Here is a 22090-nt window from a genome sequence, read left to right as displayed (position 1 = left end):
CGCGCACTGGCGGCGGACACCTCACGCGCGCTGGCGGCCGATGCGTGGTCGGCGGGGCGGGAAGGGCCAGGGGGACATGGGGGAGCGTCGTCCATGGCGGCCACCGTAACTGAAGTTGTATAGCCAACACGATGAGGTGGGTCACGTGGGAGGCCCACTGGGCGGGGTGGGTGTTTCGGGTGTTTCGGGCGTTCTGGGCGCGAGGTGGGGGCGGGGAGTGGCCCGGCCGAGTGGGCGCGCGCCGTCGCGCGCCGCGCGCTCGCGGGCCGATGGTGCGCGACCGGACACGCGGTGGCGCGCTCCCGGGGGCGGGCGCGCGGCGCGGCGTCGGAGGGCCGCCGTCCGCGGCGCGGACGGGGCGCGCGACGGCGGAGGCGCGGGGCGCCTCGTGCTGCGAACACCACGGCGGTAGGGGAAACCCGGGGCGTCGGGACGGCGACGGCCGTCGTTCCAGTGGGCACATAACGAGAGCGAGGACATCGCCACACCGCAGCCACACCGCCCGGAGGAGTACATGACCAACACCGTGGGCCGTACCGCCCTGCGCCCCTGGGGCGTGGGGCGGATGCGCCCGTACCCGCCCATACGCCCGGCCGGACACGCCCGCGTCGGCGTCGACCCGACGACCCAGCTCACCGTGTACTGGGACAGCCGGGGCCAGGTCGTCGAGATGGGGAAGCACGGCACCGCGCGGGGCACCGAGACCGCGGCGGAGAGCACCAACATGGACAGCCGCAACGACACCGACCACGATCAGGACAGCGAGCAGGACTGATGGCACGGACCGCCGGGCCGGTGCTGGTCGTGACCGAGCCGGACGACGTCACGGCCAGCATGGTGATCGCCGAGCTGAACCGCAGGCGCGTCCCCGTGGTCCGCTTCAACCCCGCGGACATCGGCGACGCACTGCACGTGTCGGCGCGGTTCGGCGCCGGCGCTCCCACCCCGTCCGGTTCACTGCGCACCTCCTCCAGGGCAACCGCGCTGGAGCGGGTGCGCGCGGTGTACTGGCGGCGGCCCGTCTGGCCCCGGTTCCCGCACCTGGCCGCGCCGGACGCGCGCTTCGCCGCGGCCCAGGTGCGCTACGGACTGGGCGGCATCCTGCACGCGCTGACGGAATGCCGGTACGTCAATCACCCGTTACGCAACTACGCCGCCGAACACAAGCCCCTCCAACTCGCCACGGCCACCCGCATGGGCTTCACCGTGCCCCCCACACTCATCTCCAACGACCTAGGGGAGATCCGATCCTTCATGCGGGCCCACGGACCCGTCGTCTACAAGGCGTTGCGCTGGACGGCGTACCACGACCCGGACGGTCAGGGGCTGACGACCTGGACCGAACCGGTGGACCCCGTGGAGCTGGACGAGAGCGTCAAGGTCGTACCGCACCTCTTCCAGTCCCGCGTGGACAAGGTCGCTGACGTGCGGGTGGTGGTCGTGGGCGGGCGCGTCTTTGCGGTACGCATCGACTCGGAACTACTCGACTGGCGACGCGACTACGGAGCCCTGACCTACCGCGTGATCGACCTCCCCACTCAGACCGCAGAGGGACTCGTGCGTTTCTTGCGTCACTTCGGACTGGCCAGTGGCAGCTTTGACCTCGCCCTCGGCCGGGACGGGACGCTGCACTGGCTGGAGTTGAACCCCAACGGCCAGTGGGGATGGCTCGAAGACGCGGCCGGGCTGCCGCTCGCCGCCGCGTTCGCCGACCTCCTCGCCCAAGGAGAGCCATGAATGGCCACAGAACCGCCCCCGAGTCCCCCTGCTCCGCCCTGAGCGCGGCGCGCGGCGCCCTGCTCGACCGCCTCGAAGCCGAGCGACCCATCGGCCCCGACTGGGCGGCGGCCGTCCGCGCGGTGCCCCGCGAACGGTTCCTGGGCGGCGGCGTGTTCCTGCCCGAGGCGCCCGAGGGCCAGGCCGCGCGCTGGCGACCCGTGACCCCGGACGGGCTGCGCCCCGAGGAGTGGGCCGAACTCGCCTACAGCGACCAGTCGCTGGTCACCCAGCTCGACGGGGCCCTCACCCCGGACCAGGCCACCGGACCCGTCGAGGGCTACCCCACCTCCTCGTCCACCGCGCCGGCCACGGTCGTCGGCATGCTGGAGGAGCTGGAGGTGCGCGACGGCGACCGCGTCCTGGAGATCGGCACCGGCACCGGCTACTCCACGGCCCTGCTCTGCCACCGCCTCGGCGAGGACAACGTGACCACCGTGGAGGCCGACCCCGACCTCGCGCGCCGGGCCGACGACGCGCTGGAGGTCGCCGGCTACTCCACCTGGACCGTCACCGACGACGGCCTCCTCGGCCACCCGTCCCGCGCCCCGTACGACCGGATCATCGCCACCTGCGCGGTGCGCCGCATCCCCCACACCTGGCTCCGGCAGGCCCGCCCCGGCGCCATCGTCCTGGCCACGGTGGGCAGTTGGTCGTACGGGACGGGGCTGGCCAAGGTCGTCGTCGCGGCGGACGGCACGGCCGAGGGGCGCGTCACCGGCCCGTCGTCGTTCATGCCGGCCCGCGCGCAGGCCGCCGTACCGTTGGGCGGGAGCCTGGCGGCGCGCGCCGCGTACGCCGACAGCGTCCGCCGCGCGCGCGTCCCGCCCGACGCGCTCCGCGACTGGATGCCGGCCTTCCTGGCCCAACTGGCCGCGCCAACCGCCCAGTTGTTGCGGGCGGTGGCCGGGGGGACGGAGAGGCGGTACCTGATCGACGCGGAGCGGGAGTCGTTCGCCGAGCTGGCGCCGGAGGGTGACGGGTGGGTGGTCCGGCAGGGCGGGCCGCTGGCGCTCTGGGACGCCGTGGAGCGCGCGATCACCGGGTGGCGGGCGGCGGGGGAGCCGGGCATCGACGCGGTACGGCTACGCGTCACGCGGGAGGCGCACACCTACTGGATCGACGCGCCGAGCCGCCTCGGACTGCGCTGGGAGCACCGCCACCCGCCGCTGCCGTGACGGCGCCGACGAGTTGGGCGGGGGCGCTCGGTGGGGTGGGGGCGTTCGGTGGGGTGGGAGTGCGTGGCGGGGGCCGTCAGGCCACGGGCGGCGGGTCGTTCGGGCCCGGGACGCGGAAGGGTGGCGTGCTCGTACCGGTGACGCGGTAGCGGTAACACGGGTCGGGGTCGGACAACTCGCCCCGTGCCTCGCCCTGCGGGGTACGGATGAGGGCGGCGGTGCGCCTGCCGCCGAGGAGGGCGACGAGTTCCGGGGCGCCGACGACCCGGCCGTACCAGTGGTAGCGCCCGTCGACCGGTTGGAACGTACCGCGCAACTCCACGTCGACGACGCGCTCCTCGCCCTCGAACTCCAGGGTGGCGGGCCCACGGTAGCCCGCTTCGTGGTCGGGGTTCTCGTGCGTGCTGTGCGCGCTCTGTGTGCCATGTGCGCCCTGCGCGTCCTGCGTGGTGCGCGTGGGTGTGGTGGCGGGGGTGCGGTCGGGTGACGGCTGGGACTGAGGCTGGTGCTGTGGCGTGACGGCGTTCACTGCACGGCTCCTTGGGACGATTCCTCGACGCCTTGGCGTGGTGCGGCGGGCCCGGTCGGCCGTGTCCGCGCGGCGGGCGCGCTCGCGGACGTCTTCGTTCGGCGGGCGCACCCGCCGACGTTGCTGACGGGTGCCGGGCCCTTGACTCCCGTAACGAGAGATTCCATGCTCCTGAGAGTGGCTGTTACCTCGGGTAACACCTTAGTTCGTGAAGGAGTGGAGCGCCATGGCCCGTTCACTGCCCGATACGAAGGTGGGCGACAGGGAGAAGACCGCCGCCCGACTGCTGGCCTCGTCGGCGAAGAAGTTCTACGACCCCGAGGTGGACATCGACTGGGACGCGCCGCTGGTCGACGGCAAGCACTACCTGCTGCCCCACCGCATATCCCTCTACGGCACCCCGCTGTGGGACCGGCTCAGCGAGGAGCAGCGGCTCGAACTCGGCAAGCACGAGGCCGCGACCATCGTCAGCGTCGGCCTCTGGTTCGAGCTGCTGTTGATGAAGATGCTGGTCAAGGCCGCGTACAACGGCGACACGCGCACCCGCCACATCCAGTACGCGCTGACCGAGGTCGCCGACGAGTGCCGGCACGTCACCATGTTCGCCCGGCTCGTGGAACGCATCGACTGCCCGGCGTACGGCCCGCCGCGCCACCTGCACCAGGTCGCCAAGATCCTGCCGGCCATCGCGTACGGCCCGGCCATGTACGGCTCCATCCTGGTCGCCGAGGAGATCACCGACCGGCTCCAGCGCGAGATGACCGGCAGCGACGAGATCCAGCCGCTGATGCGGATGGTGAACCGCATCCACATCATGGAGGAGGCGCGCCACGTCACCTTCGCCCGCGAGGAGGTCGTCCGGGGCATGGCCGGGCTCGGCCGCGCCGAACTCCGCTACCAGCGGCTGCTCACCGCCCTTGTCTCGTACTGCATCTGTCGCAGCCTGATACATCCACGGGCCTACGCGGCCGTCGGCCTCGACCCCAGGGAGGCGTGGCGGGCCGCCCACGCGAACCCGCACTACCGGGAGTCGATGCGGTTCCTCGGCGAGCGCATCGTGCCGTTCCTGGACGACGCCGGCCTGGTCGGCGCCCCGGGCATGCGGCTGTGGCGCGACTCGCACCTGTTGGGCTGAACGCCCGCGCTTCGGCCCCGCCGGGTTCGGCGCCACCGCCTCGCGTCCCGTCGGGCTGGGGCCGGCCCCTTGGGCAGGGTTGGTCGCGGTGGCGTCGGTACCCTGCGTGCCGTGATCAACTCATCTGCGGGACCTGACGACACCGACACCGGTGCCGACGCCGGTTGTGAAGCCGGCTCCGACGCCGAGGTCGCGATCGCCGCGGCGCGGGCCGGCGCCGACGTGGTGCGCGACCTGTACGGCCAGCGGCTCACCCGTTACGACAAGGGTGACGGGGACTTCGCGACCGCCGCCGACGTGGCGGCCGAGCAGGCGATCGTCAGCGTCCTGCGCGCCGCCCGGCCCGACGACGCCGTGCTCGGCGAGGAGGGCGGACAGCAGGGCGCGCCGGAGGCCGCCCGCCAATGGCTGGTGGACCCGCTGTGCGGCACGCTGAACTACGCGGTCGGCACCGCGTTGGTCGCCGTCAACGTGGCGCTGCGTGGCGGCCCGGCGGCGGTGGCCGACCCGTTCGGCGGCGAGGTCTTCCACACCGACGGCCACACCGCCTGGATACGGCGGGACGGCGCCGACGCCCCGCTGGCCCCCACGGCCGCTACTCGCCTCGTGGACGTCAACCTCGACCCGCCGTTCCCCGGCGCGCCCGGCTTCCGGGCGGTGAACCTGCTGGCCGACGAGCGGTTCGTGGCCCGCTTCCGTCCCCGGGTCGTGTCCACGAGCCTGGCCCTGACCTGGGTCGCCGCGGGCAAGCGAGCCGCCTACGTCACGGACGGCGGCGACCTGTCGGAGAGCGTGCACTTCGCCGCCGGGATCGCGCTGTGCCGCGCGGCCGGGTGCGTGGTGACGGGGATCGACGGAGAGCCGGTCGGGCGGGCCGGGCAGGCCGGACGAGCCGGGGCGGCCGGGCTGGCGGGCCGTGGGTTGGTGGTGGCCGCCGACAGCGAGACGCACGGGGCGTTGATGTCGATGATCCGGGGGTGAGGGCGTGCGGGTGCGGGGACGTGCGGGGCCGGGTGGGCGTCAGGGGGACGGCGCGCGCGGCTTCGCGGCGTACGACCGTGGGGCTACGGCCCCGGGGGCACGGCTCGGGGCTGCCGCACTCCTGGGGGCGTACGACTCCGGCAGGTCCCCGGCGCTACGCGCCGGCGGTGAACAACTCCGCCACATGCTCCGCCAGCTGTACGACCTGGTCCCGATCGGGCCCGTTCCGGGCCACGGTGAACCCGTGCCGGCGTCCCCAGAACGCCGCGCGTACGGCGTGCAGTTGAGCCCAGCGCCGCACACGTACCCGGTCCAGCTCGGCCGCCTCCGCGAAGACCTCCACCGCCCGACGGAGGCCCCCGGCCAGATCGCCGCCGGACTCGACGAGCGGCACCGCGCACGACGTCAGCAGGGCACCGGCGTCGTACGCCGGGTCCCCCACGTACCCCTTGGGGTCGATGACCAGCCAGGGTTCGCGGTCGGCCCGCAGGATGTTGCGGGCGTGCAGGTCGCCGTGGACGAGGGTGTCCGGCTGGTCGGGGCCCAACTCGCGGACGGTCGCGGCGGCGGCGTCCAGGACGCGGGACGACATGCCGTGCGGCAACTCGTCGGCGTCCGTGCGGAGTTCCGGCCCCCACTCCGCGACCCGGTCCCGCAGTCGCGGCAGGTCGGCGGGGGCCGGCACGGCGAGCCGGCGGCTGAGCTGCCCGGCGGTCGCCGCGACCTCGTCACCGTCCGCGACGCCGGCCAGCGTCTCCGGGTGGGCGCGCTCCAACAGCATGGCGAAGTGCTCGTCGTCGCGCTCGTACAGGAGCACCGCCCCGCGCCCACCCCAGACCGCGAACGCGTCAGGCTCGTGGACGTTGCCCGGGTGCGGGAACGACACCTTGATCACGGCCGGTGCCGCGTCCCGTCGCCGTACCACCGGTACGACGATCCCGACCGCCCCGTGCCCCACGTCCCCGTCCGGCACGCACTCCCAGCGGTCCGACAACTGGGACGTCAGGGCGGGGAGTTGCTCGACCCACGCCGCCCCGGCCGAGCCCTCGCGCTCGATGGTGGTCCGCTTGAACTGCTCCGGTACCTCGATCATTCGGGCACAGTACGCGTCGTGCCGCGCGGGCTGTCGAGTAGCCCCTCGGTCGGGCTCCGGGGCGGGCGCCGGGCCCGCCCCGGAGCCCCTCCGTCCCGCGTCGGGTCAGCCCGCGCGCAGCAGCGCGGCCACGATCGGGCCGGCCGCCTCGCCGCCGTGGCCACCCTGCTGGACCACCGCCGCCGCGGCCACGTCACCGCGGTACGCCGTGAACCAACCGTTGGGCTTCTTCTGGCCGTCCACCTCGGCCGAACCCGTCTTCGCCCCGATGTCCCCGGACAGTCCCGACATCGCCTGCGCGCCGGTGCCCGCCGTCGCCGTCAGCTTCATCAGCGACTTGAGCTGCTTGACCGTGTCGGGCTTCATCGCGCGCGGGGCCTTGGCCAGCGTGCGGTTGTCCAGGCTCGGGGCCACCAGGTACGGCTGGCGGAACGTGCCGGTGCTCGCGGTCGCCGACACCGAGGCCATCGTCAGCGGGTTCATCCGCACCCCGCCCTGGCCGATCAGCGACGCCGCCTTGCTCGCGTCCTGCTGGACGGGGACCGCGCCGTCGAACGTCGGTACGCCCGTCTGCCAGTTGAGCCCGATCCCGAAGACGTCCCGCGCCTCCTGCGTCAACGCGTCGTCCGACAACTTCGAAGCCTGGGTGATGAAGGCCGTGTTGCAGGAACGGGCGAAGCTCTGATCGAAGGTGCCGCCCTTGATTTCGAACTTGTCGAGGTTCTGGAACTTCCAGCCACCGTACGAGGCGAACTTCGGGCACGGGTGCTGCTTTCCCGTACCCGCCAGCCCCTTGTCGATGAGCAGCGCCGACGAGACGACCTTCATCGTGGAACCGGGCGCCAGCGAGCCCTGGAGCGCGGTGTTGAAGCCCTCGGCCGGCGAGTTGGCGAGCGCCAGCACCTCACCCGTACTCGGCTTGATCACCACGGCCGACGACTTCGGCTTCTTCGCCACCTGCTGCTCGGCGACCCGCTGCAACCCCGAGTCCAACGTCGTACGCAGCGTGCCCGGCGTCCCGTTGGACAGCACCTTGAGCGTCTCGTCCGGCGTCTTCCCCGCCCGATCGACGTACAGCTCCACGCCCGCCGTACCGCCCGCCTTCGCCCCGTACTTGTCGCGCAGCCCGGACAGCACCACCTTGAGCGTGGGGTGCTCGGCGGGGACCAACTCCTTGCCGTTCCGGTCCACGGCCTTGATCGGCGGCTTCTTCGCCGGCCCGGTACGCACCGTGTCCCCGGGCCGCAACTTCGGGAAGACCACCGAGGGCTTCCAGTCCACGCGCGCCTCACCCGTCTCCGCGTCGCGCACCACGGTCAGCGCGGAGTCGTACGCCCACGTCGCCCGCTGCTGCTCGTGCACGATCTCCGCCGAGACGCGGAACGGCGCCTTGGCGCCGGTCGGCGTGCCCGGCGTCAACGTGACCTTGTTGACGCGCGCCTGCTTGCGGTAGCCGTCCAGCGCGGCGCGGGCGGCCTTCTCGTCGCTGGTGAGCGCGGCGGCCTCGGCCGCGTCACCCCGACCCCAGGCCGCGAGGAAGTCCCCCACGGTCTTGCGTACCTCGGCCTCGCTCGGCGGGCCGGTCTTCACCGGGGTCTTCGTCTTCGCCGCGCCGTCGGTCTTCGCGCTGGTGACCGTGGAATCACCGGCGGAGTCGCCATCGTCCGACGTCAGGCTGTACGCGCCGTACCCGGCCGCGCCGACCATTGCCACGAACACCCCACCGATGACGGCGGCCTTCGCACCCTTGCGCATTCGAGAACCCCCACAGTTCCTCAGCCCCCTCGTCAGTTGCTGAAGGGGGCGGCGCGGGGCACTCTACCGGCACTCTTCGTAAACCTTTGCCCGCCCTCTGTTGCCCGGAGCCGTCAGGTGGCCGTGACGAACTCGTCCGTCTCACCCACGCGGTGGATCAGGCCCACACCGTGGTCCGTGAGGAGCTCCACCAGGTCCGCGTCGGGCAGCCCGGGCAGCAGGACGACCAGGGCGGGCGGCACGTCCGGCTCGGCGTCGGTACGGACGTAGCGCCCGTAGTCCAGGAGTTGACCCAGCGCCATCCGCACCGACTCCCGCCTGGTGCTGCCCTTGACCTCGTACAACACGTGGTCGGTGGCGTCGTACAGGTCGGTGAGCAGGGTGGAGGTCTTGCCCTTGAGCCGTATCTGGAACCGTCCCACCGCATGGCCCCGCGCCGTGAGATGGGCCTCGAACGCCTCGCTCAGCTCGGCCTCCCGTCGCCGCACGGCGGTGGCGGCAACTGCGGCCCGCTCCCCCTGTCGGGTCTTGTTCTGCTCCGGCTCGACCATGCTGCTGGTGGTGACGTCGGCGGGGACCAGTTCCATCTCGGTGTGCTGCGCGGGCGGGATCTCATCATCAGCCGACCGCTGGAAGGCGCCGGTGGGGCGCAGCCGAAAGATGATGGCCCTGCGGAGCACGCCGCCCTTGCCCGGGGTTTGCCGCATCACGTACGGCTCGGCCGCGTCGAGCTCGAACGCCCCGACGTAGCGGTGACGCTTGGCCTTTCTGCCGGGCACCGTGCCCACCGCGACGAAGAGGTGCAGCGTGCGCCCCTTGTCGGCGTGGTTGAGGATGGCGGAGTTTTTCTGCCCCAGCGGGCCATCGAAGACCTGGTCACTGCGGCCGGCGCCGGTGTATTCGAAGACGGGCCCGAGCTCGTCCTCCTCCTGCAGCCAGCCGTCGTCATAGCCGTACTCGGCCCCGGCCTCGGCGTCCGAGAACAGCAGCACATTGGCCTTCTCGTCGGCCGGGACGATGCCGCCGTACAGGCTGCCGCCCAGCACGGGTTTGATCTCCTCGCGCGTGCGGACGTCGCCGGGCTTGATCGGGAGCGCGTCGGTGGCCATGCGTCGGACGGTAGACCATCCCACTGACACTCTGGCGGGGCGCCGGCTGTTCGTCGCTGTCGCTCCGTCATGGTTCAGGGCGGCGTCGGTGGGACCATCCCCGCGCGCGGGGACCAGGCCCCTCGAATGCAGGTCGAGGAGTACGCCGCGGGGTCATCCCCGCACGCGCGGGGACCAGCCCCGGCGCTTGGCCCGGTATGCCGATATGGCGGGACCACCCCCGCAGGCGCGGGGACCAGCGGCCGCGTCCGTGTTGTCCGCGCTTGGAGGTGGGACCACCCCCGCACGCGCGGGGACCAGCAGGCACGCGCGGCGTTGCACCGTGCTCTGCAGGGACCACCCCCGCACGCGCGGGGACCAGGCCCCGCCCGCAGAGCCGACGGCCGCTGAGCCAGGACCACCCCCGCACGCGCGGGGACCAGCTTGATCGCACCCCACGACGCCGACCACGCCCGGGACCACCCCCGCGCGCGCGGGGACCAGCGCTACATCGTGCACGAGACGCCGCCCGACGAGGGACCACCCCCGCGCGCGGGGACCAGAGCAATTGACCTGCGGGTTTACTCGGCGGCAGCCCGGTGTTTTGCAACTTTCGCCGCTCGCGACCTATCGGCCAGTCCCGGAAAAGCCGGCATAGCACTCCGATTCCCCGTTCCTGCAGACCCCGCCTAAATCCACGTATCCAGCCACATCCGATCCCGCCACGCCTCCAGCGGGATGGCCTGCCCCGTGTAGATCGGGAAGAAGTAGATGAAGTTCCAGACGATCAGCAGGACCAGCGCGCCCGCGCCGACCGCGCCGATGGCGCGGCGGCGTTCGGTGGCGCCGGGGGGGCCGACGACGGCGCCGAGCAGCATGGCGACCGCGAGGCACAGGAAGGGTACGAAGACCACCGCGTAGAAGGAGAAGATCGTGCGGTCCTGGTACGCGAACCAGGGGAGCAGTCCGGCCGCCGTGGCGCCCAGGATGGCGCCCGCGCGCCAGTCGCGGCGCAGGGCCCAGCGGTAGAGGAGGTAGAGGAGCGCGAAGCAGGCCGCCCACCACAGCAGCGGCGTGCCGAGCGCGAGGACCTCGCGGGCGCACTTCTCGGAGGTGTCGGACGGGCAGCCGACGGTGCCGGGCTCCGGCGACTCGTAGAAGTAGGACACGGGGCGCGACTGGATCAGCCAGGTCCACGGGTTGGACTGGTACGTGTGAGGCGAGTCGAGGCCCACGTGGAAGTCGTAGACCTCCTTCTCGTAGTGCCACAGGCTGCGCAGCGGGTTGAGCAGCCAGGCGAAGGCGCCGTCCGACGAGTGGCCGCCGTCGGTCTCGGCCCAGTGCCGGAAGTAGCCGCTGTGGCGCCAGCCCAACTCCTCGCTGTGGCTGCCGCTGTTGGCGAACCAACCGGCCCAGGAGGCGACGTAGGTGGCGATCGCGACCGGCACGGTGGCCAGGAACGCCCACGGCACGTCGCGGCGCAGGGCCGTGCGGTAGGGGTGCCAGGCACCCGCGGTGCGCCGGGCTCCCGCGTCCCAGACGACGGTCATCAGGCCGAACGCGGCCAGCACGTACAGCCCGTTCCACTTGGTGCCGCACGCCAGGCCCAGGCTCACGCCGGCCACGATGCGCCAGGGGCGCCAGCCGAGGCCGAGCCGTTCGGCGACCGTGGCGTCCGGCCTGGCCAGGCCGTCGGCGCCGACGGGCAGCGCCGCCGCGAGCCGGGCCCGGGCCTGGTCACGGTCGACCAGCAGGGCGCCGAACGCCGCCAGGATGAAGAACATCAGCACCAGGTCGAGCAGCGCGGTGCGGCTCATCACGAAGTGCAGCCCGTCGACCGCGAGCAGGCCGCCGGCCAGGCAGCCGAGGGCCGTGGAGCGGAACAGCCGCCGCCCGATGCGGCACAGCATGAGCACCGACAGGGTGCCGAGCAGCGCCACCATGAAGCGCCAGCCGAACGGGTTCAGACCGAAGAACTGCTCGCCGAGCGCGATGACCCACTTGCCGACCGGCGGGTGGACGACGTACGACGGGGCGTCGCTGAGCGGGATGCGCTGCGGGTCGGCGATGATCTGGTCGTTGGCGTTCTTGCTCCAGGTCCCCTCGTAGCCGTACTGGAGCAGTGACCAGGCGTCCTTGGCGTAGTACGTCTCGTCGAATATGACCTCGTTCGGGCTGCCGAGGCGCCAGAACCTGAGCAGTCCGGCGAACAGCGCGACCAGCAGCGGGCCGATCCAGCCCAACCAGCGGGCCAGGCGGTCTGCCGGGAGCGGGCCGATGCCGAGTGCCGTCCACAGCCGGGTGCCGGGCTCGGGGAAGGGCGGCACCAGGCGGTCACGGACGTCGGTCCGCGCCCGGCCCGCGTAACCGAATCGGCGCAGCCTGAGCTGCCAGGGCAGCGGCTGCTGTTCGGCGGCTTGGCCCCGCTGGGCGTGGGTCGCGGTGTCACTCGTCACCGCGCCATCGTAGGGAACGGCCTGTCGTCAGTCGCGGGGGCGGCGCTGCCCGGCCGTGTCCGCCGGGGGCCGGAACCCCGGGGACCGCGGCCCGGCCCCGGTCAGCCCCGGCCGGCGCCGAGCCGCCCGGCTGGGAGGATGGGGCCGTGACTGGAACGGTGAGCGGAACACTCGTACTCGCAGGGACCCCGATCGGCGACCCGGCCGACGCGCCGCCGCGGCTGGCCGCGGAGCTGGTCGCGGCCGAGGTGATCGCGGCCGAGGACACCCGACGGCTGCGCCGGCTGACCCAGGCCCTGGACGTGCGGCCGACCGCGCGCGTCGTCTCCTACTTCGAGGGCAACGAGTCGGCTCGCACGCCGGACCTGGTGGCCGCGCTGGAGGGGGGCGCGCGGGTGTTGCTGGTCACCGACGCCGGCATGCCCTCGGTCTCCGACCCCGGCTACCGCCTCGTCGCCGCCGCCGTCGAGCGCGACATCACCGTCACGGCCGTGCCCGGCCCGTCCGCCGTGCTCACCGCGCTCGCCGTCTCCGGGCTGCCGGTGGACCGCTTCTGCTTCGAGGGCTTCCCGCCGCGCAAGGCCGGCGAGCGGCTCAGCCGGCTGCGCGAGGTCGCGGCCGAGCGCCGCACGCTCGTGTACTTCGAGTCCCCGCACCGGGTGGCCGAGACGCTGCGGGCCATGGCCGAGGTGTTCGGCGCGGACCGGCGGGCGGCCGTGTGCCGGGAGCTGACCAAGACGTACGAGGAGGTCAAGCGGGGCTCGCTGGCCGAGCTGGCCGCGTGGGCCGCCGGTGACGTACGGGGCGAGATCACCCTCGTCGTCGAGGGCGCGCCCGAGCCCGGGCCGCAGGACCTGACCCCCGCCGAGCTGGCCCGCCGGGTCGCGGTCCGCGAGGAGGAGGCGGGGGAGCGGCGCAAGGAGGCCATCGCGGCGGTGGCGGCCGAGACCGGGCTGCCCAAGCGCGAGGTGTTCGACGCGGTGGTGGCGGCGAAGAACGCGGGCTAACGCCGCCGGGCTGGGCGCTGGTCCGTGCGGGCCGGGGCGCGGGTCCGCGCGGATCAGGCGCTGGTCCGCGCGCGCCGGGGCGCCGGCTGAGCGCCGGCGGTCGTCTGACGGGTGGCGCGCTCGTGGTGCGCCCCGGTGCGCGTGACCGGGACGTCGCCGGCCGAGGAGTGCTCGGCGTGCTCGGTGTGCCCGAATGTAGGGCGCAGGTAAATGCGTTGACCGTCCGCCCGTTTTCCCGTGGGCACGTTCGGTATTTGACGTGACCGCTTATGAGAGAAGCTCCTCCGCATTTCCGGGAATCGCCCCGGTGGAGACCGATCGGGAAATGGAGTGACCGGAGCGCGTTAGCGAAGTGATATGAGTGCGGCGCGTGGCGCTTGGCAGGTACGGGGATTTCCTGACGGTCGCGCGGGGGCCGTGCGCGAGCGGGTGCGGGCCGGGTAGCGGGGCGGGCGTCGAAGGGACTCGTATGAGCGCCACTACTGCGAAGGCGAGCGCGTACGCTGCGAAAACGTGTTCACCTCCGCTTCGGGCGTACAGGCCGGAACCCCGTGGAAGGTAAAGGGCTCACCGCGAAAAGCAAAGGTTGGACCGCGCATTCGGTCCCTTTGGCACCGGCTATTCAAGTTTGCCTCAAGGAGTGGAAACGCCTACTGCGCGAGCACGCTCACGGGAGTCCACTGGACGCGGGGGGAAATCCCCGATCCCGGAAGGCTTGTCCCACGGACAAGAGGAGCTGCCATGAGCGAGACCACAGGAACAACCGGCGGTAGCCATTCCATACCCGAGGCGCTCGCCCGCGCACAGGCCGCGCCGTCCGGCGCCACGGCCGGCGCGCCGGCCGCGCACGAGGCGTACGCGTTCGCCTGCATGCACTGCGGGCACGGCTGGGAGCAGGCGTACGACATCGAGCACCACGTGGACGCCCTCGGGCAGGCGTACGTCAGCTACCACGCGGGCGGCGAGCGGGTGCCCTCCCCGCTCACCCAGCCGACCTGCCTCAACTGCGGCGCGCACGTGCTGCGCATCATGCGGTCGGGCCAGGTCACCTCGGCGTCGCGGGCCATGTCGTACGGGCGGACGCCCGGCCAGCGCACCGCCGACGCCCGGGCCTCCGCTCCGGCGGCGAACCCGACCGACGGTCACCACTGGCACCTCGCGGACCTCTGGCCGTTCCACCGCAAGTGAGCCGGCGCGGGCGCCGGCGGCGTGGGCGGGGCCCCGCCCCCGTCCACGCCGCGAGCGTCCCGCCCCCACGCCGCCGCCCGGCGTGCCCCGCCCCGCCACCCGCCCCCGACCATGCCGGCCCGTCGGTCGCGCGGGGCGCTCCTTACAATCGCGACCATGGCGGAGACGGCACACACCAGCACCAACGGCGGCGCTCCCGCCGCCCCGGGCGGCGGCAAGGGGGGCGCTGGCCGGTCCAAGGACGCGCCCCCGCCGCTGCCGGAGCCCCTGCGGGTGGCGGTGGCCGACTCGCACACCCACCTGGACATGCAGCGGGGCACGGTGGACGAGGCGTTGGCCAAGGCCGCGTCGGTCGGGGTGACGACGGTCGTCCAGGTCGGCTGCGACCTGGCGGGTTCGCGCTGGGCGGCCGAGACGGCCGCCGCGTACGAGGCCGTGTGGGCCACCGTGGCCCTGCACCCGAACGAGGCCCCGCGCCTCGTGCTCGGCGACCCCGAGGGGAACCAGTCGGGCGGCGGGCGGCCGCGCCCGGCGCGCCCGGCCGGCGGCGACGCCGCGCTGGACGAGGCCCTGGCGGAGATCGACGCGCTGGCGGCGCTGCCGCAGGTGCGCGGCGTCGGCGAGACGGGGCTCGACTACTTCCGCACCGGCCCGGAGGGCGTGGCCGCCCAGCAACTTTCCTTCCGCCGCCACATCGACATCGCCAAGCGGCACGGCAAGGCGCTCGTCATCCACGACCGCGAGGCCCACGACGACGTGCTGCGGGTGCTGGACGAGGAGGGCGCGCCCGAGACGGTCGTCTTCCACTGCTACTCGGGCGACGCCGCGATGGCGCGGATCTGCGCGGAGCACGGCTACTACCTGTCCTTCGCCGGGAACGTCACGTTCAAGAACGCCCAGCCGCTGCGCGACGCGCTCGCCGTCGCACCGCTGGACCGGGTCCTGGTCGAGACGGACGCCCCGTTCCTGACCCCGATGCCCTACCGGGGTCGCCCCAACGCCCCGTACCTGATCCCGCTGACCCTGCGCGCCATGGCCGACGTGCGCGGGATCGGCGAGGACGAGTTGGCCACGGCCGTGGCCGCCAACACGGCGCGCGCCTTCGGCTACTGAGCGCGGGCCTGCCGAGCGCGGCCGGACCGGGGCCGGCAGGACACGGACCTACCCAGCCCGGCCGGGCCGGGGCCGGCGGGACGCCGCCCCGCGGGGGCCCGGTGGGCCGGGTGGGCGCGCGGAAGCGGGCGCGCGGGGTGGGCCGGGGGCGGGCGGGCGCGGTGGGGGCTGGCGGCGTGGGCCGTAAACTCAAGCGGTGAGCTCCACCCCTGACGCCGATGACCGCGCCGGCGACCCCGCCCCCTCCGGACCCGCCGCCTCCGCCTCCCCGGCCAGCCCCGGCCCGGCAGCCCCGCCCTCCGGGCCCGCCGCCGAGCCGTCGGCCGCGCTGCTCGGGCCCGCCGACGTCCGCGAACTGGCCGCCGCGCTCGGGGTGCGCCCCACCAAGCAGCGCGGCCAGAACTTCGTGATCGACGCCAACACGGTGCGCCGCATCATCCGCACCGCCGAGGTGCGGCCGGACGACGCGGTGGTGGAGGTCGGCCCCGGGCTCGGCTCGCTCACCCTCGCGCTGCTCGAAGCGGCCGAGTGGGTCACGGCGGTGGAGATCGACGACGTGCTCGCCGCGGCGCTGCCCGGCACCGTGGCCGCCCGGTTGCCGGAGCGTGCCGAGCACTTCGCGCTCGTGCACTCCGACGCCATGCGCGTCACCGAACTGCCCGGGCCGCCCCCCACCGCACTGGTCGCCAACCTGCCGTACAACGTCGCCGTGCCCGTCCTGCTGCACATGCTCGCGACCTTCCCCAGCATCGAGCGGACGCTGGTCATGGTGCAGGCCGAGGTGGCCGACCGGCTCGCGGCGCCGCCCGGCTCCAAGGTGTACGGGGTGCCGTCGGTGAAGGCCGCCTGGTACGCGGAGGTCAGGCGGGCCGGCGCGATCGGCCGTAACGTCTTCTGGCCCGCCCCGAACGTGGACTCCGGCCTCGTCTCGCTGGTCCGCCGCGCCGCGCCGCCGCGCACCAGCGCCACGCGCGCCGAGGTCTTCGCGGTCGTGGACGCCGCGTTCGCGCAGCGCCGCAAGACGTTGCGGGCCGCGCTCGCCGGATGGGCCGGTTCGGCCGCCGCCGCCGAGGCGGCGCTCGTGGCCGCCGGGGTGTCGCCGCAGGCGCGCGGCGAGTCGCTGACGGTGGAGGAGTTCGCGGCGATCGCGGAGCACGGCCCCGGCAAGTGAGGCCCGGCGCGGGAGCCGCCGGCGGCGCGCCCCGCGTGCGCCGTGGCTCGCGACGGGCCGGCCACGGGAGCCGGGCGCGCGACAGGTGAGACGCCGGCCAGCGGCCCGTCACCCGGAGTCCGTAGGGTGCGATCACCACCAACCGTCGCCGCCCGCACCGTGGCGGCCCCGGAACCGAGGAGCCAAGAGCCCGTGATCGACTCCATCGCCGTTCGCGTCCCGGCCAAGGTCAACGCCCAGCTCGCGGTGGGTGGCCGCAGGCCGGACGGATTCCACGACCTGGCCAACGTCTTCCTCGCCGTCGGCCTGTACGACGAGATCACGGTCACCCCGGCCGACGAGCTGCGGATCACGGTCGAGGGCCCGGACGCCGACCAGGTGCCCCGCGACCGTACGAACCTCGCCGCCCGGGCCGCCGAACTGCTCGCCGCCCGGCACGGGATCGAGCCGAAGGTGCGTATCCACATCGCCAAGGACATCCCGGTCGCCGGCGGCATGGCCGGCGGCAGCGCGGACGGCGCCGGCGCGCTGCTGGCCTGCGACGCGTTGTGGAACACCGGCGCGAGGCGTGAGGAACTCCTCGACATCTGCGCCGAACTGGGCAGCGACGTGCCGTTCAGCCTGGTGGGCGGGGCCGCGCTGGGCCGGGGCCGCGGCGAACTGCTCACCCCGCTCGCCGTCGGCGGCACCTTCCACTGGGTCTTCGCCGTGGCGGACGGCGGGCTCTCGACGCCCGCCGTCTACGGCGAGTGCGACCGGCTGCGCGCCGAGCGCGGCACCGGCGACACCATCGACGACGTGCCGGCGCCCGAGCCGTCGGCCGCCCTCCTCGACGCGCTGCGCGCCGGCGACGCCACCGAGCTCGCCGCCGCCCTGGCCGCGGGCCCGGACGGCTCCAGCAACGATCTGCAGGCCGCGGCGGTCTCGCTGCGCCCCTCCCTCGCCGACACCCTGCGGGCCGGCACCGAGGCGGGCGCGCTCGCCTCGCTGGTCTCCGGCTCCGGCCCGACCTGCGCCTTCCTGGCCAAGGACGCGGCGAGCGCACAGCAGGTGGCCACGGCGCTCGCCGCCTCCGGCACCTGCCGCACGGCCCGCGTTGCCACCAGCCCGGCCGACGGCGCCACGGTCGTACGCGAGGACCGCCGGGCCCCGAGCGCCTGAGCCGTACGCCCACCCGCCCAGCCATCCGGGCGTCCGGGTGGCAATCCGTACGACCGCCCGCCCAACCGCCCGAGCGCCCCAACCGCCCCGGCGTCCGGCCGTCCGGGGCGCCTGACGCGCGGTGGGCCCTCGCGCCCGTGGGCGGGCCCCCGGCGCGCCCCGGGCGCCGGCGCGCCGGGGCTCCGCACCCCGCGTGACGGCGCGATCCGGGGCCCGGCCCGTGGCGACTACGCTGGAGCTCGAACGCCCCCCGTCCCAGGAGTGAGATGGCAACGAACCTCGTCAATCTGGAAACCGTGAGCAAGGTGTACGGCACCCGTGCCCTGCTCGACGGGATCTCCCTCGGCGTCAATGAGGGCGACCGGATCGGCGTCGTCGGCCGCAACGGAGACGGCAAGACCACCCTCATCCGGATGCTCGCCAAGCTGGAGGAGGCCGACCAGGGGCGCGTCACGCACTCCGGTGGGCTGCGGCTCGGCGTGCTGACCCAGCACGACTCGCTCGACCCGGCCGCCACCGTGCGGCACGAGGTGATCGGCGACCTCGCCGACCACGAGTGGGCGGGCAACGCCAGGATCCGCGACGTGCTGACCGGCCTGTTCGGCGGGCTCGACCTGCCCGGCTTCGGGCAGGGCCTGGACACCGTGATCGGCCCGCTCTCCGGTGGCGAGCGGCGCCGCATCGCGCTCGCCAAGCTGCTCATCGGCGAGCCCGAACTGATCGTCCTGGACGAGCCGACCAACCACCTCGACGTGGAGGGCATCTCCTGGCTCGCCGGCCACCTGCGGGCCCGCCGCTCGGCGCTGGTGGTCGTCACCCACGACCGCTGGTTCCTCGACCAGGTCTGCACCCGCATGTGGGACGTGCAGCGCGGCCAGGTGCACGAGTACGAGGGCGGCTACAGCGACTACGTCTTCGCGCGCGCCGAGCGCGAGCGCATCGCGGCCACCGAGGAGGCCAAGCGGCAGAACCTGATGCGCAAGGAGCTGGCCTGGCTGCGGCGCGGCGCCCCGGCCCGTACCAGCAAGCCGCGCTTCCGCATCGAGGCGGCCAACGCGCTGATCGCCGACGTGCCGCCGCCCCGGGACAGCGCCGAGCTGATGAAGTTCGCCAACTCCCGGCTGGGCAAGACCGTCTTCGACCTGGAGGACGTGACCATCCAGGCCGGGCCGAAGACCCTGCTCAAGCACCTGACCTGGCAGCTCGGGCCCGGCGACCGGATCGGCCTGGTCGGCGTCAACGGCGCGGGCAAGACCTCGCTGCTGCGCGCCATGGACCGGGCCGCCCGCACCGAGGGCGAGGAGCAGCCGGCGGCGGGCCGGATCGCGGTCGGCAAGACCGTACGGCTGGCCTACCTGTCGCAGGAGGTCGGCGAACTCGACCCCACCTGGCGGGTCCTGCAGGCCGTCGAGCAGGTGCGGCAACGCGTCGACCTGGGCAAGGGCCGCGAGATGACCGCCTCGCAACTGTGCGAGCACTTCGGCTTCGCCAAGGAGAAGCAGTGGACGCCGGTCGCCGACCTGTCCGGCGGTGAGCGGCGCCGGCTGCAGATCCTGCGGCTGCTGATGGACGAGCCCAACGTGCTCTTCCTGGACGAGCCGACCAACGACCTCGACATCGAGACGCTGACCCAGCTTGAGGACCTGCTCGACGGCTGGCCCGGCTCGCTCGTGGTGATCAGCCACGACCGGTACTTCATCGAGCGCACCACCGACCGCGTCCTGGCGCTGCTCGGCGACGCCACGCTGCGGATGCTGCCGCGCGGCGTCGACGAGTACCTGGAGCGCCGCCAGCGCGCGCGGGCGACCGCCGCCGCGCCGGCCGCCCCCGCGGGCCCGGCCGCCGGCGCCGGTGGCGGTGACAAGGACCGGCCACGGGAGAAGTCGGCGGGCGAGCTGCGCGCGGCGCAGAAGGAGTTGCAGCGCATCGAGCGCCGCCTCGACAAGATCAGCGAGCAGGAGACCACGCTGCACGCCCAGATCGCCGAGCACGCCACCGACTTCGAGCGCGTCGCCGAACTCGACGGCAAGCTACGGGAGCTGTCGGGCGAACGGGACGAACTGGAATCGCGCTGGCTGGAACTGGCCGACGACGCGTGACCGTTCGCGCCGCCCGCTCATCCGTCTGACGCGTAGCCGCGACCCGGCCCGGCACCCGCCCGCGCGGGTGCCGGGCCGGGCCGTACCCCGGCCGCCCGTGGCGGCTTGGTGCCGGCACGGCCGGCCGGAGCGGTGCAACGGTCTCGTCACGGGCCGGTATCAGCTCCTGGGCCGGCCGGCCACCGGCACCTGTCATGCGATGACCGGGTGATACAAAGAACACCCGCTCGCCTGCCATCGCCAGGCCGCATTCATGTCCGATTCGCTCCGTCTCCGATGGGTTTCAGCCACGGAGACAGCGGGGGAGGCCGGTCGGCCATGGCCCCACGAGAAGGAATGCCGATGTCACAGCCGCCCCAACAGCCGCCGCAGGGCGGCTACGGCGCACCGCGAGACCCGCAGGACGGGTCCACCCCGGGTTACGGCGACGCCCCCGGGAGCCACGCGCAACAGCCCGCCGCACCCGGTTACGGCTACCCGCAGCAGCCGACCCAGGTGGCCAACCACGGCTACCCGCAGACGCCGCCCGGCCAGCAGCCGCAGCCACCGCAGACCCCGCCGCCGGCCCAGGCGCCGCAGACGCCGCCGCCCCCCGGGCCGCCCGGCGCCCCGCCGCAGTTCGCCAAGGCACCGCAGACCCCGCCGCCGCCCGGGCCGCCCGGCGCCCCGGCCCAGGCGCCGCAGACCCCACCGGTCGGCGCCGGCGGCTACGGCTACCCGCAGGCCCCCACGCAGGTCGGCGGTTACGCCTATCCGCAGGCGCCGACGCAGGCCGGCGGGTACGGCTACCCCACGCAGCCGGGCGCGCCGTACGCCGGGCAGCAGGGTCCGTACGGGCAGGGCCCCTACGGGCAGACCCAGCCGGGCGGCTACCCCGGCGCGCCGCTGCCCCAGGGCGCCCCGGGCGGTGACGACCGGCCGGGCAAGCAGCGGATGGCGATCATCGTCAGCGCCGTGGTGGCGATCGCGCTGATCGTCGGCGGCGGCGTGTGGTTCGCCACCAAGGGCGGCGACGACGGTGACAGCGAGGCGAAGAAGAAGGAGCCCGGCACCAGTCAGGGCACGACCGGCGGCGAGGAGGGCGAGGGCGGCGTCAAGAAGCGGCCCAAGCCGAAGCTGGTCGGCGGCAACCTGGTCTCCAAGGTCCCGATGCCGCTGGTCAAGGAGCAGGCCAACTCGCCCGGCCTGTGGGCCACCGACAAGGTGTGGGCCAAGGGCCAGATCGACAAGATCGTCGGCTACCCGGTCAGCGGCGGTTCCTCCGCGCAGTACGAGATCCCGCTCGGCGGCGAGCTGTGCTGGGGCAGCACCCAGGTCACCAAGGAGGGCATGACCGCCGTCGTCTTCCAGGACGGCAAGCCCACCGCCGAGGACAAGTACCCCGACTGCAGCGAGGTCGGCCTCGTCGACCTGAACAACGGCAAGCTCGTCTGGCAGCGCAGCATCAAGGAGGCCGACGAGAAGCTGGAGTTCGACGAGGTCACCATCGGCGGCGGCACCATCGCGGCGGGCGGCCTCGACGGCGGCGCCGCGTGGTCCATGAAGGGCGACAAGCTCTGGTCGCCGCAGGCCAACGAGGAGTGCTCGGACTACGGCTACGGCGGCGGGCCCAAGCTGGTGGCGGTGCGCGGCTGCGGCGAGTACGGCGAGGCCCGGATGTCGGTCCAGCTCATCAACCCCAAGGACGGGAACATCCTGTCCGAGTACAAGCTCACCGACGGCCTCGACGACGTGCACGTGGTCTCCACCGACCCGATGGTCATCGGCGTGGACGCCGGCGACTCGACGGGCGCCTCGGTCTCCGACTTCATGACCATCGACCCCTCGCAGCGCAAGGGCAAGCTGGTCAGCAAGATCGCGACCGGCAACGGCAAGTTCACGGCGGAGTGCCAGACCAACGAGGTCGAGTCCTGCACCAAGGTCGTCATCGCCAAGGACAAGCTGTTCATGGCCACCGAGGAGCGCAGCGGCTCCTCCGACACGCTGCCGCAGAACGAGGTCGTGGCGTACTCGCTGACCACCGGCAAGACCGTGGGCAAGACCGACGGCGTGCCCAGCTCCAGCATCACGCCGATGCAGTTGGACGAGGACGGCTACCTCATCGCCTACCAGGACACCACGTACCGGGAGGGCGGCGCCGTCTGGCAGATCGACCCGAACACGTACGAGAAGGCCAAGCTGATGCAGAACGCGACGGCCACCGCGGAGACGGAGTCCAACTACAGCCTGGGCCACGAGGTGTTCCTGTGGGCCAACCAGAAGCTGTACATGGGCGACATCTACGCCACCGAGCCGCGCGACTACCAGCGCGGTGAGGACCTCCTAGCGATGGTTTTCGGCCCCAACTGACCAGTGCGGCA

General features: G+C 73.6%; 17 protein-coding genes. 12 read left to right on the top strand and 5 right to left on the bottom strand.

All coding sequences use genetic code 11. The annotated features are described in order from the left end of the window. Positions 1-514: 514 nt before the first annotated feature. The 3 genes from tgmA to tgmC are packed head-to-tail and all read left to right on the top strand — an operon-like array spanning position 515 to position 2954. Complete coding sequence (gene tgmA / locus OYE22_RS11825; protein ID WP_277320378.1) at positions 515-775, top strand: putative ATP-grasp-modified RiPP; 261 nt, start codon at positions 515-517, stop codon at positions 773-775. After that, positions 775-1737, top strand: a complete 963-nt coding sequence (tgmB, locus tag OYE22_RS11820) for an ATP-grasp ribosomal peptide maturase (protein WP_277320377.1) — start codon at positions 775-777, stop codon at positions 1735-1737. The genes tgmA and tgmB overlap by 1 nt, the downstream gene beginning before the upstream one ends. Continuing rightward, positions 1734-2954, top strand: a complete 1221-nt coding sequence (gene tgmC, locus OYE22_RS11815; RefSeq protein WP_277320376.1) for an ATP-grasp peptide maturase system methyltransferase — start codon at positions 1734-1736, stop codon at positions 2952-2954. The genes tgmB and tgmC overlap by 4 nt, the downstream gene beginning before the upstream one ends. A gap of 76 nt (positions 2955-3030) precedes the next feature. Here the strand turns inward: tgmC and OYE22_RS11810 are convergent, their stop codons facing one another. Beyond that, positions 3031-3483 carry a DUF4873 domain-containing protein gene (locus OYE22_RS11810; protein WP_277320375.1) on the bottom strand — a complete coding sequence of 151 codons (453 nt, stop codon included), beginning with the start codon at positions 3481-3483 and terminating at the stop codon, positions 3031-3033. A 226-nt stretch (positions 3484-3709) separates the two neighbouring features. Here OYE22_RS11810 and OYE22_RS11805 point away from each other — a divergent pair, with 226 nt between their 5' ends. After that, positions 3710-4618 carry a diiron oxygenase gene (locus tag OYE22_RS11805; RefSeq protein ID WP_277320374.1) on the top strand — a complete coding sequence of 303 codons (909 nt, stop codon included), beginning with the start codon at positions 3710-3712 and terminating at the stop codon, positions 4616-4618. Positions 4619-4813: 195 nt separating this feature from the next. Further along, positions 4814-5599, top strand: coding sequence for an inositol monophosphatase family protein (locus OYE22_RS11800; RefSeq protein WP_277324098.1), 786 nt, complete (start codon positions 4814-4816; stop codon positions 5597-5599). 154 nt (positions 5600-5753) lie between these two features. On the opposite strand, the gene OYE22_RS11795 is transcribed toward OYE22_RS11800, so the two are convergent. The 4 genes from OYE22_RS11795 to OYE22_RS11780 form a co-directional block, all read right to left on the bottom strand. Beyond that, positions 5754-6692: an aminoglycoside phosphotransferase family protein gene (locus OYE22_RS11795; RefSeq protein ID WP_277320373.1), complete on the bottom strand. Its 939-nt coding sequence runs from the start codon at positions 6690-6692 to the stop codon at positions 5754-5756. Positions 6693-6797: 105 nt separating this feature from the next. After that, positions 6798-8447: a penicillin-binding transpeptidase domain-containing protein gene (locus tag OYE22_RS11790; RefSeq protein WP_277320372.1), complete on the bottom strand. Its 1650-nt coding sequence runs from the start codon at positions 8445-8447 to the stop codon at positions 6798-6800. 113 nt (positions 8448-8560) lie between these two features. After that, complete coding sequence (locus OYE22_RS11785) at positions 8561-9556, bottom strand: hypothetical protein (protein WP_277320371.1); 996 nt, start codon at positions 9554-9556, stop codon at positions 8561-8563. A gap of 668 nt (positions 9557-10224) precedes the next feature. Further along, positions 10225-11991, bottom strand: a complete 1767-nt coding sequence (locus OYE22_RS11780; protein WP_277320370.1) for a phospholipid carrier-dependent glycosyltransferase — start codon at positions 11989-11991, stop codon at positions 10225-10227. A 158-nt stretch (positions 11992-12149) separates the two neighbouring features. Between OYE22_RS11780 and rsmI the strand changes: the two genes are divergently transcribed. From rsmI to OYE22_RS11745, 7 genes are all read left to right on the top strand, one after another. Next, on the top strand, positions 12150-12998 hold the full coding sequence (gene rsmI / locus OYE22_RS11775; RefSeq protein ID WP_277324097.1) for a 16S rRNA (cytidine(1402)-2'-O)-methyltransferase: 849 nt from the start codon (positions 12150-12152) through the stop codon (positions 12996-12998). A gap of 741 nt (positions 12999-13739) precedes the next feature. Further along, a complete protein-coding gene (locus OYE22_RS11770) occupies positions 13740-14186 on the top strand; it encodes a hypothetical protein (RefSeq protein WP_277320369.1) in 447 nt (148 codons plus the stop codon). 156 nt (positions 14187-14342) lie between these two features. Beyond that, a complete protein-coding gene (locus tag OYE22_RS11765) occupies positions 14343-15299 on the top strand; it encodes a TatD family hydrolase (protein WP_277320368.1) in 957 nt (318 codons plus the stop codon). A 328-nt stretch (positions 15300-15627) separates the two neighbouring features. After that, complete coding sequence (rsmA, locus tag OYE22_RS11760; protein WP_277324096.1) at positions 15628-16470, top strand: 16S rRNA (adenine(1518)-N(6)/adenine(1519)-N(6))-dimethyltransferase RsmA; 843 nt, start codon at positions 15628-15630, stop codon at positions 16468-16470. Positions 16471-16662: 192 nt separating this feature from the next. Further along, the gene (locus OYE22_RS11755; RefSeq protein WP_277320367.1) at positions 16663-17631 is read left to right on the top strand and encodes a 4-(cytidine 5'-diphospho)-2-C-methyl-D-erythritol kinase; all 969 of its coding nucleotides are present in this window, start codon (positions 16663-16665) and stop codon (positions 17629-17631) included. A gap of 266 nt (positions 17632-17897) precedes the next feature. Then, positions 17898-19730, top strand: coding sequence for an ABC-F family ATP-binding cassette domain-containing protein (locus tag OYE22_RS11750; protein ID WP_277320366.1), 1833 nt, complete (start codon positions 17898-17900; stop codon positions 19728-19730). Between the two features lie 342 nt (positions 19731-20072). Continuing rightward, positions 20073-22079: a hypothetical protein gene (locus OYE22_RS11745; protein WP_277320365.1), complete on the top strand. Its 2007-nt coding sequence runs from the start codon at positions 20073-20075 to the stop codon at positions 22077-22079. Positions 22080-22090 lie beyond the last annotated feature (11 nt).

Source organism: Streptomyces sp. 71268 (assembly GCF_029392895.1).
GTDB lineage: Bacteria > Actinomycetota > Actinomycetes > Streptomycetales > Streptomycetaceae > Streptomyces.
The sequence above is the reverse complement of the archived record's forward strand: the minus strand, read 5'-3'. Positions and strand labels throughout refer to the sequence as shown.

Excerpts from the sequence above, each read along its gene's own strand:
- OYE22_RS11790 (WP_277320372.1), bottom strand. The coding sequence starts at position 8,447 with ATGCGCAAGGGTGCGAAGGCCGCCGTCATCGGTGGGGTGTTCGTGGCA.
- tgmA (WP_277320378.1), top strand. The coding sequence starts at position 515 with ATGACCAACACCGTGGGCCGTACCGCCCTGCGCCCCTGGGGCGTGGGG.
- OYE22_RS11770 (WP_277320369.1), top strand. The coding sequence starts at position 13,740 with ATGAGCGAGACCACAGGAACAACCGGCGGTAGCCATTCCATACCCGAG.
- tgmC (WP_277320376.1), top strand. The coding sequence starts at position 1,734 with ATGAATGGCCACAGAACCGCCCCCGAGTCCCCCTGCTCCGCCCTGAGC.
- OYE22_RS11765 (WP_277320368.1), top strand. The coding sequence starts at position 14,343 with ATGGCGGAGACGGCACACACCAGCACCAACGGCGGCGCTCCCGCCGCC.
- OYE22_RS11785 (WP_277320371.1), bottom strand. The coding sequence starts at position 9,556 with ATGGCCACCGACGCGCTCCCGATCAAGCCCGGCGACGTCCGCACGCGC.
- OYE22_RS11750 (WP_277320366.1), top strand. The coding sequence starts at position 17,898 with ATGGCAACGAACCTCGTCAATCTGGAAACCGTGAGCAAGGTGTACGGC.
- OYE22_RS11745 (WP_277320365.1), top strand. The coding sequence starts at position 20,073 with ATGTCACAGCCGCCCCAACAGCCGCCGCAGGGCGGCTACGGCGCACCG.
- OYE22_RS11805 (WP_277320374.1), top strand. The coding sequence starts at position 3,710 with ATGGCCCGTTCACTGCCCGATACGAAGGTGGGCGACAGGGAGAAGACC.
- OYE22_RS11795 (WP_277320373.1), bottom strand. The coding sequence starts at position 6,692 with ATGATCGAGGTACCGGAGCAGTTCAAGCGGACCACCATCGAGCGCGAG.
- tgmB (WP_277320377.1), top strand. The coding sequence starts at position 775 with ATGGCACGGACCGCCGGGCCGGTGCTGGTCGTGACCGAGCCGGACGAC.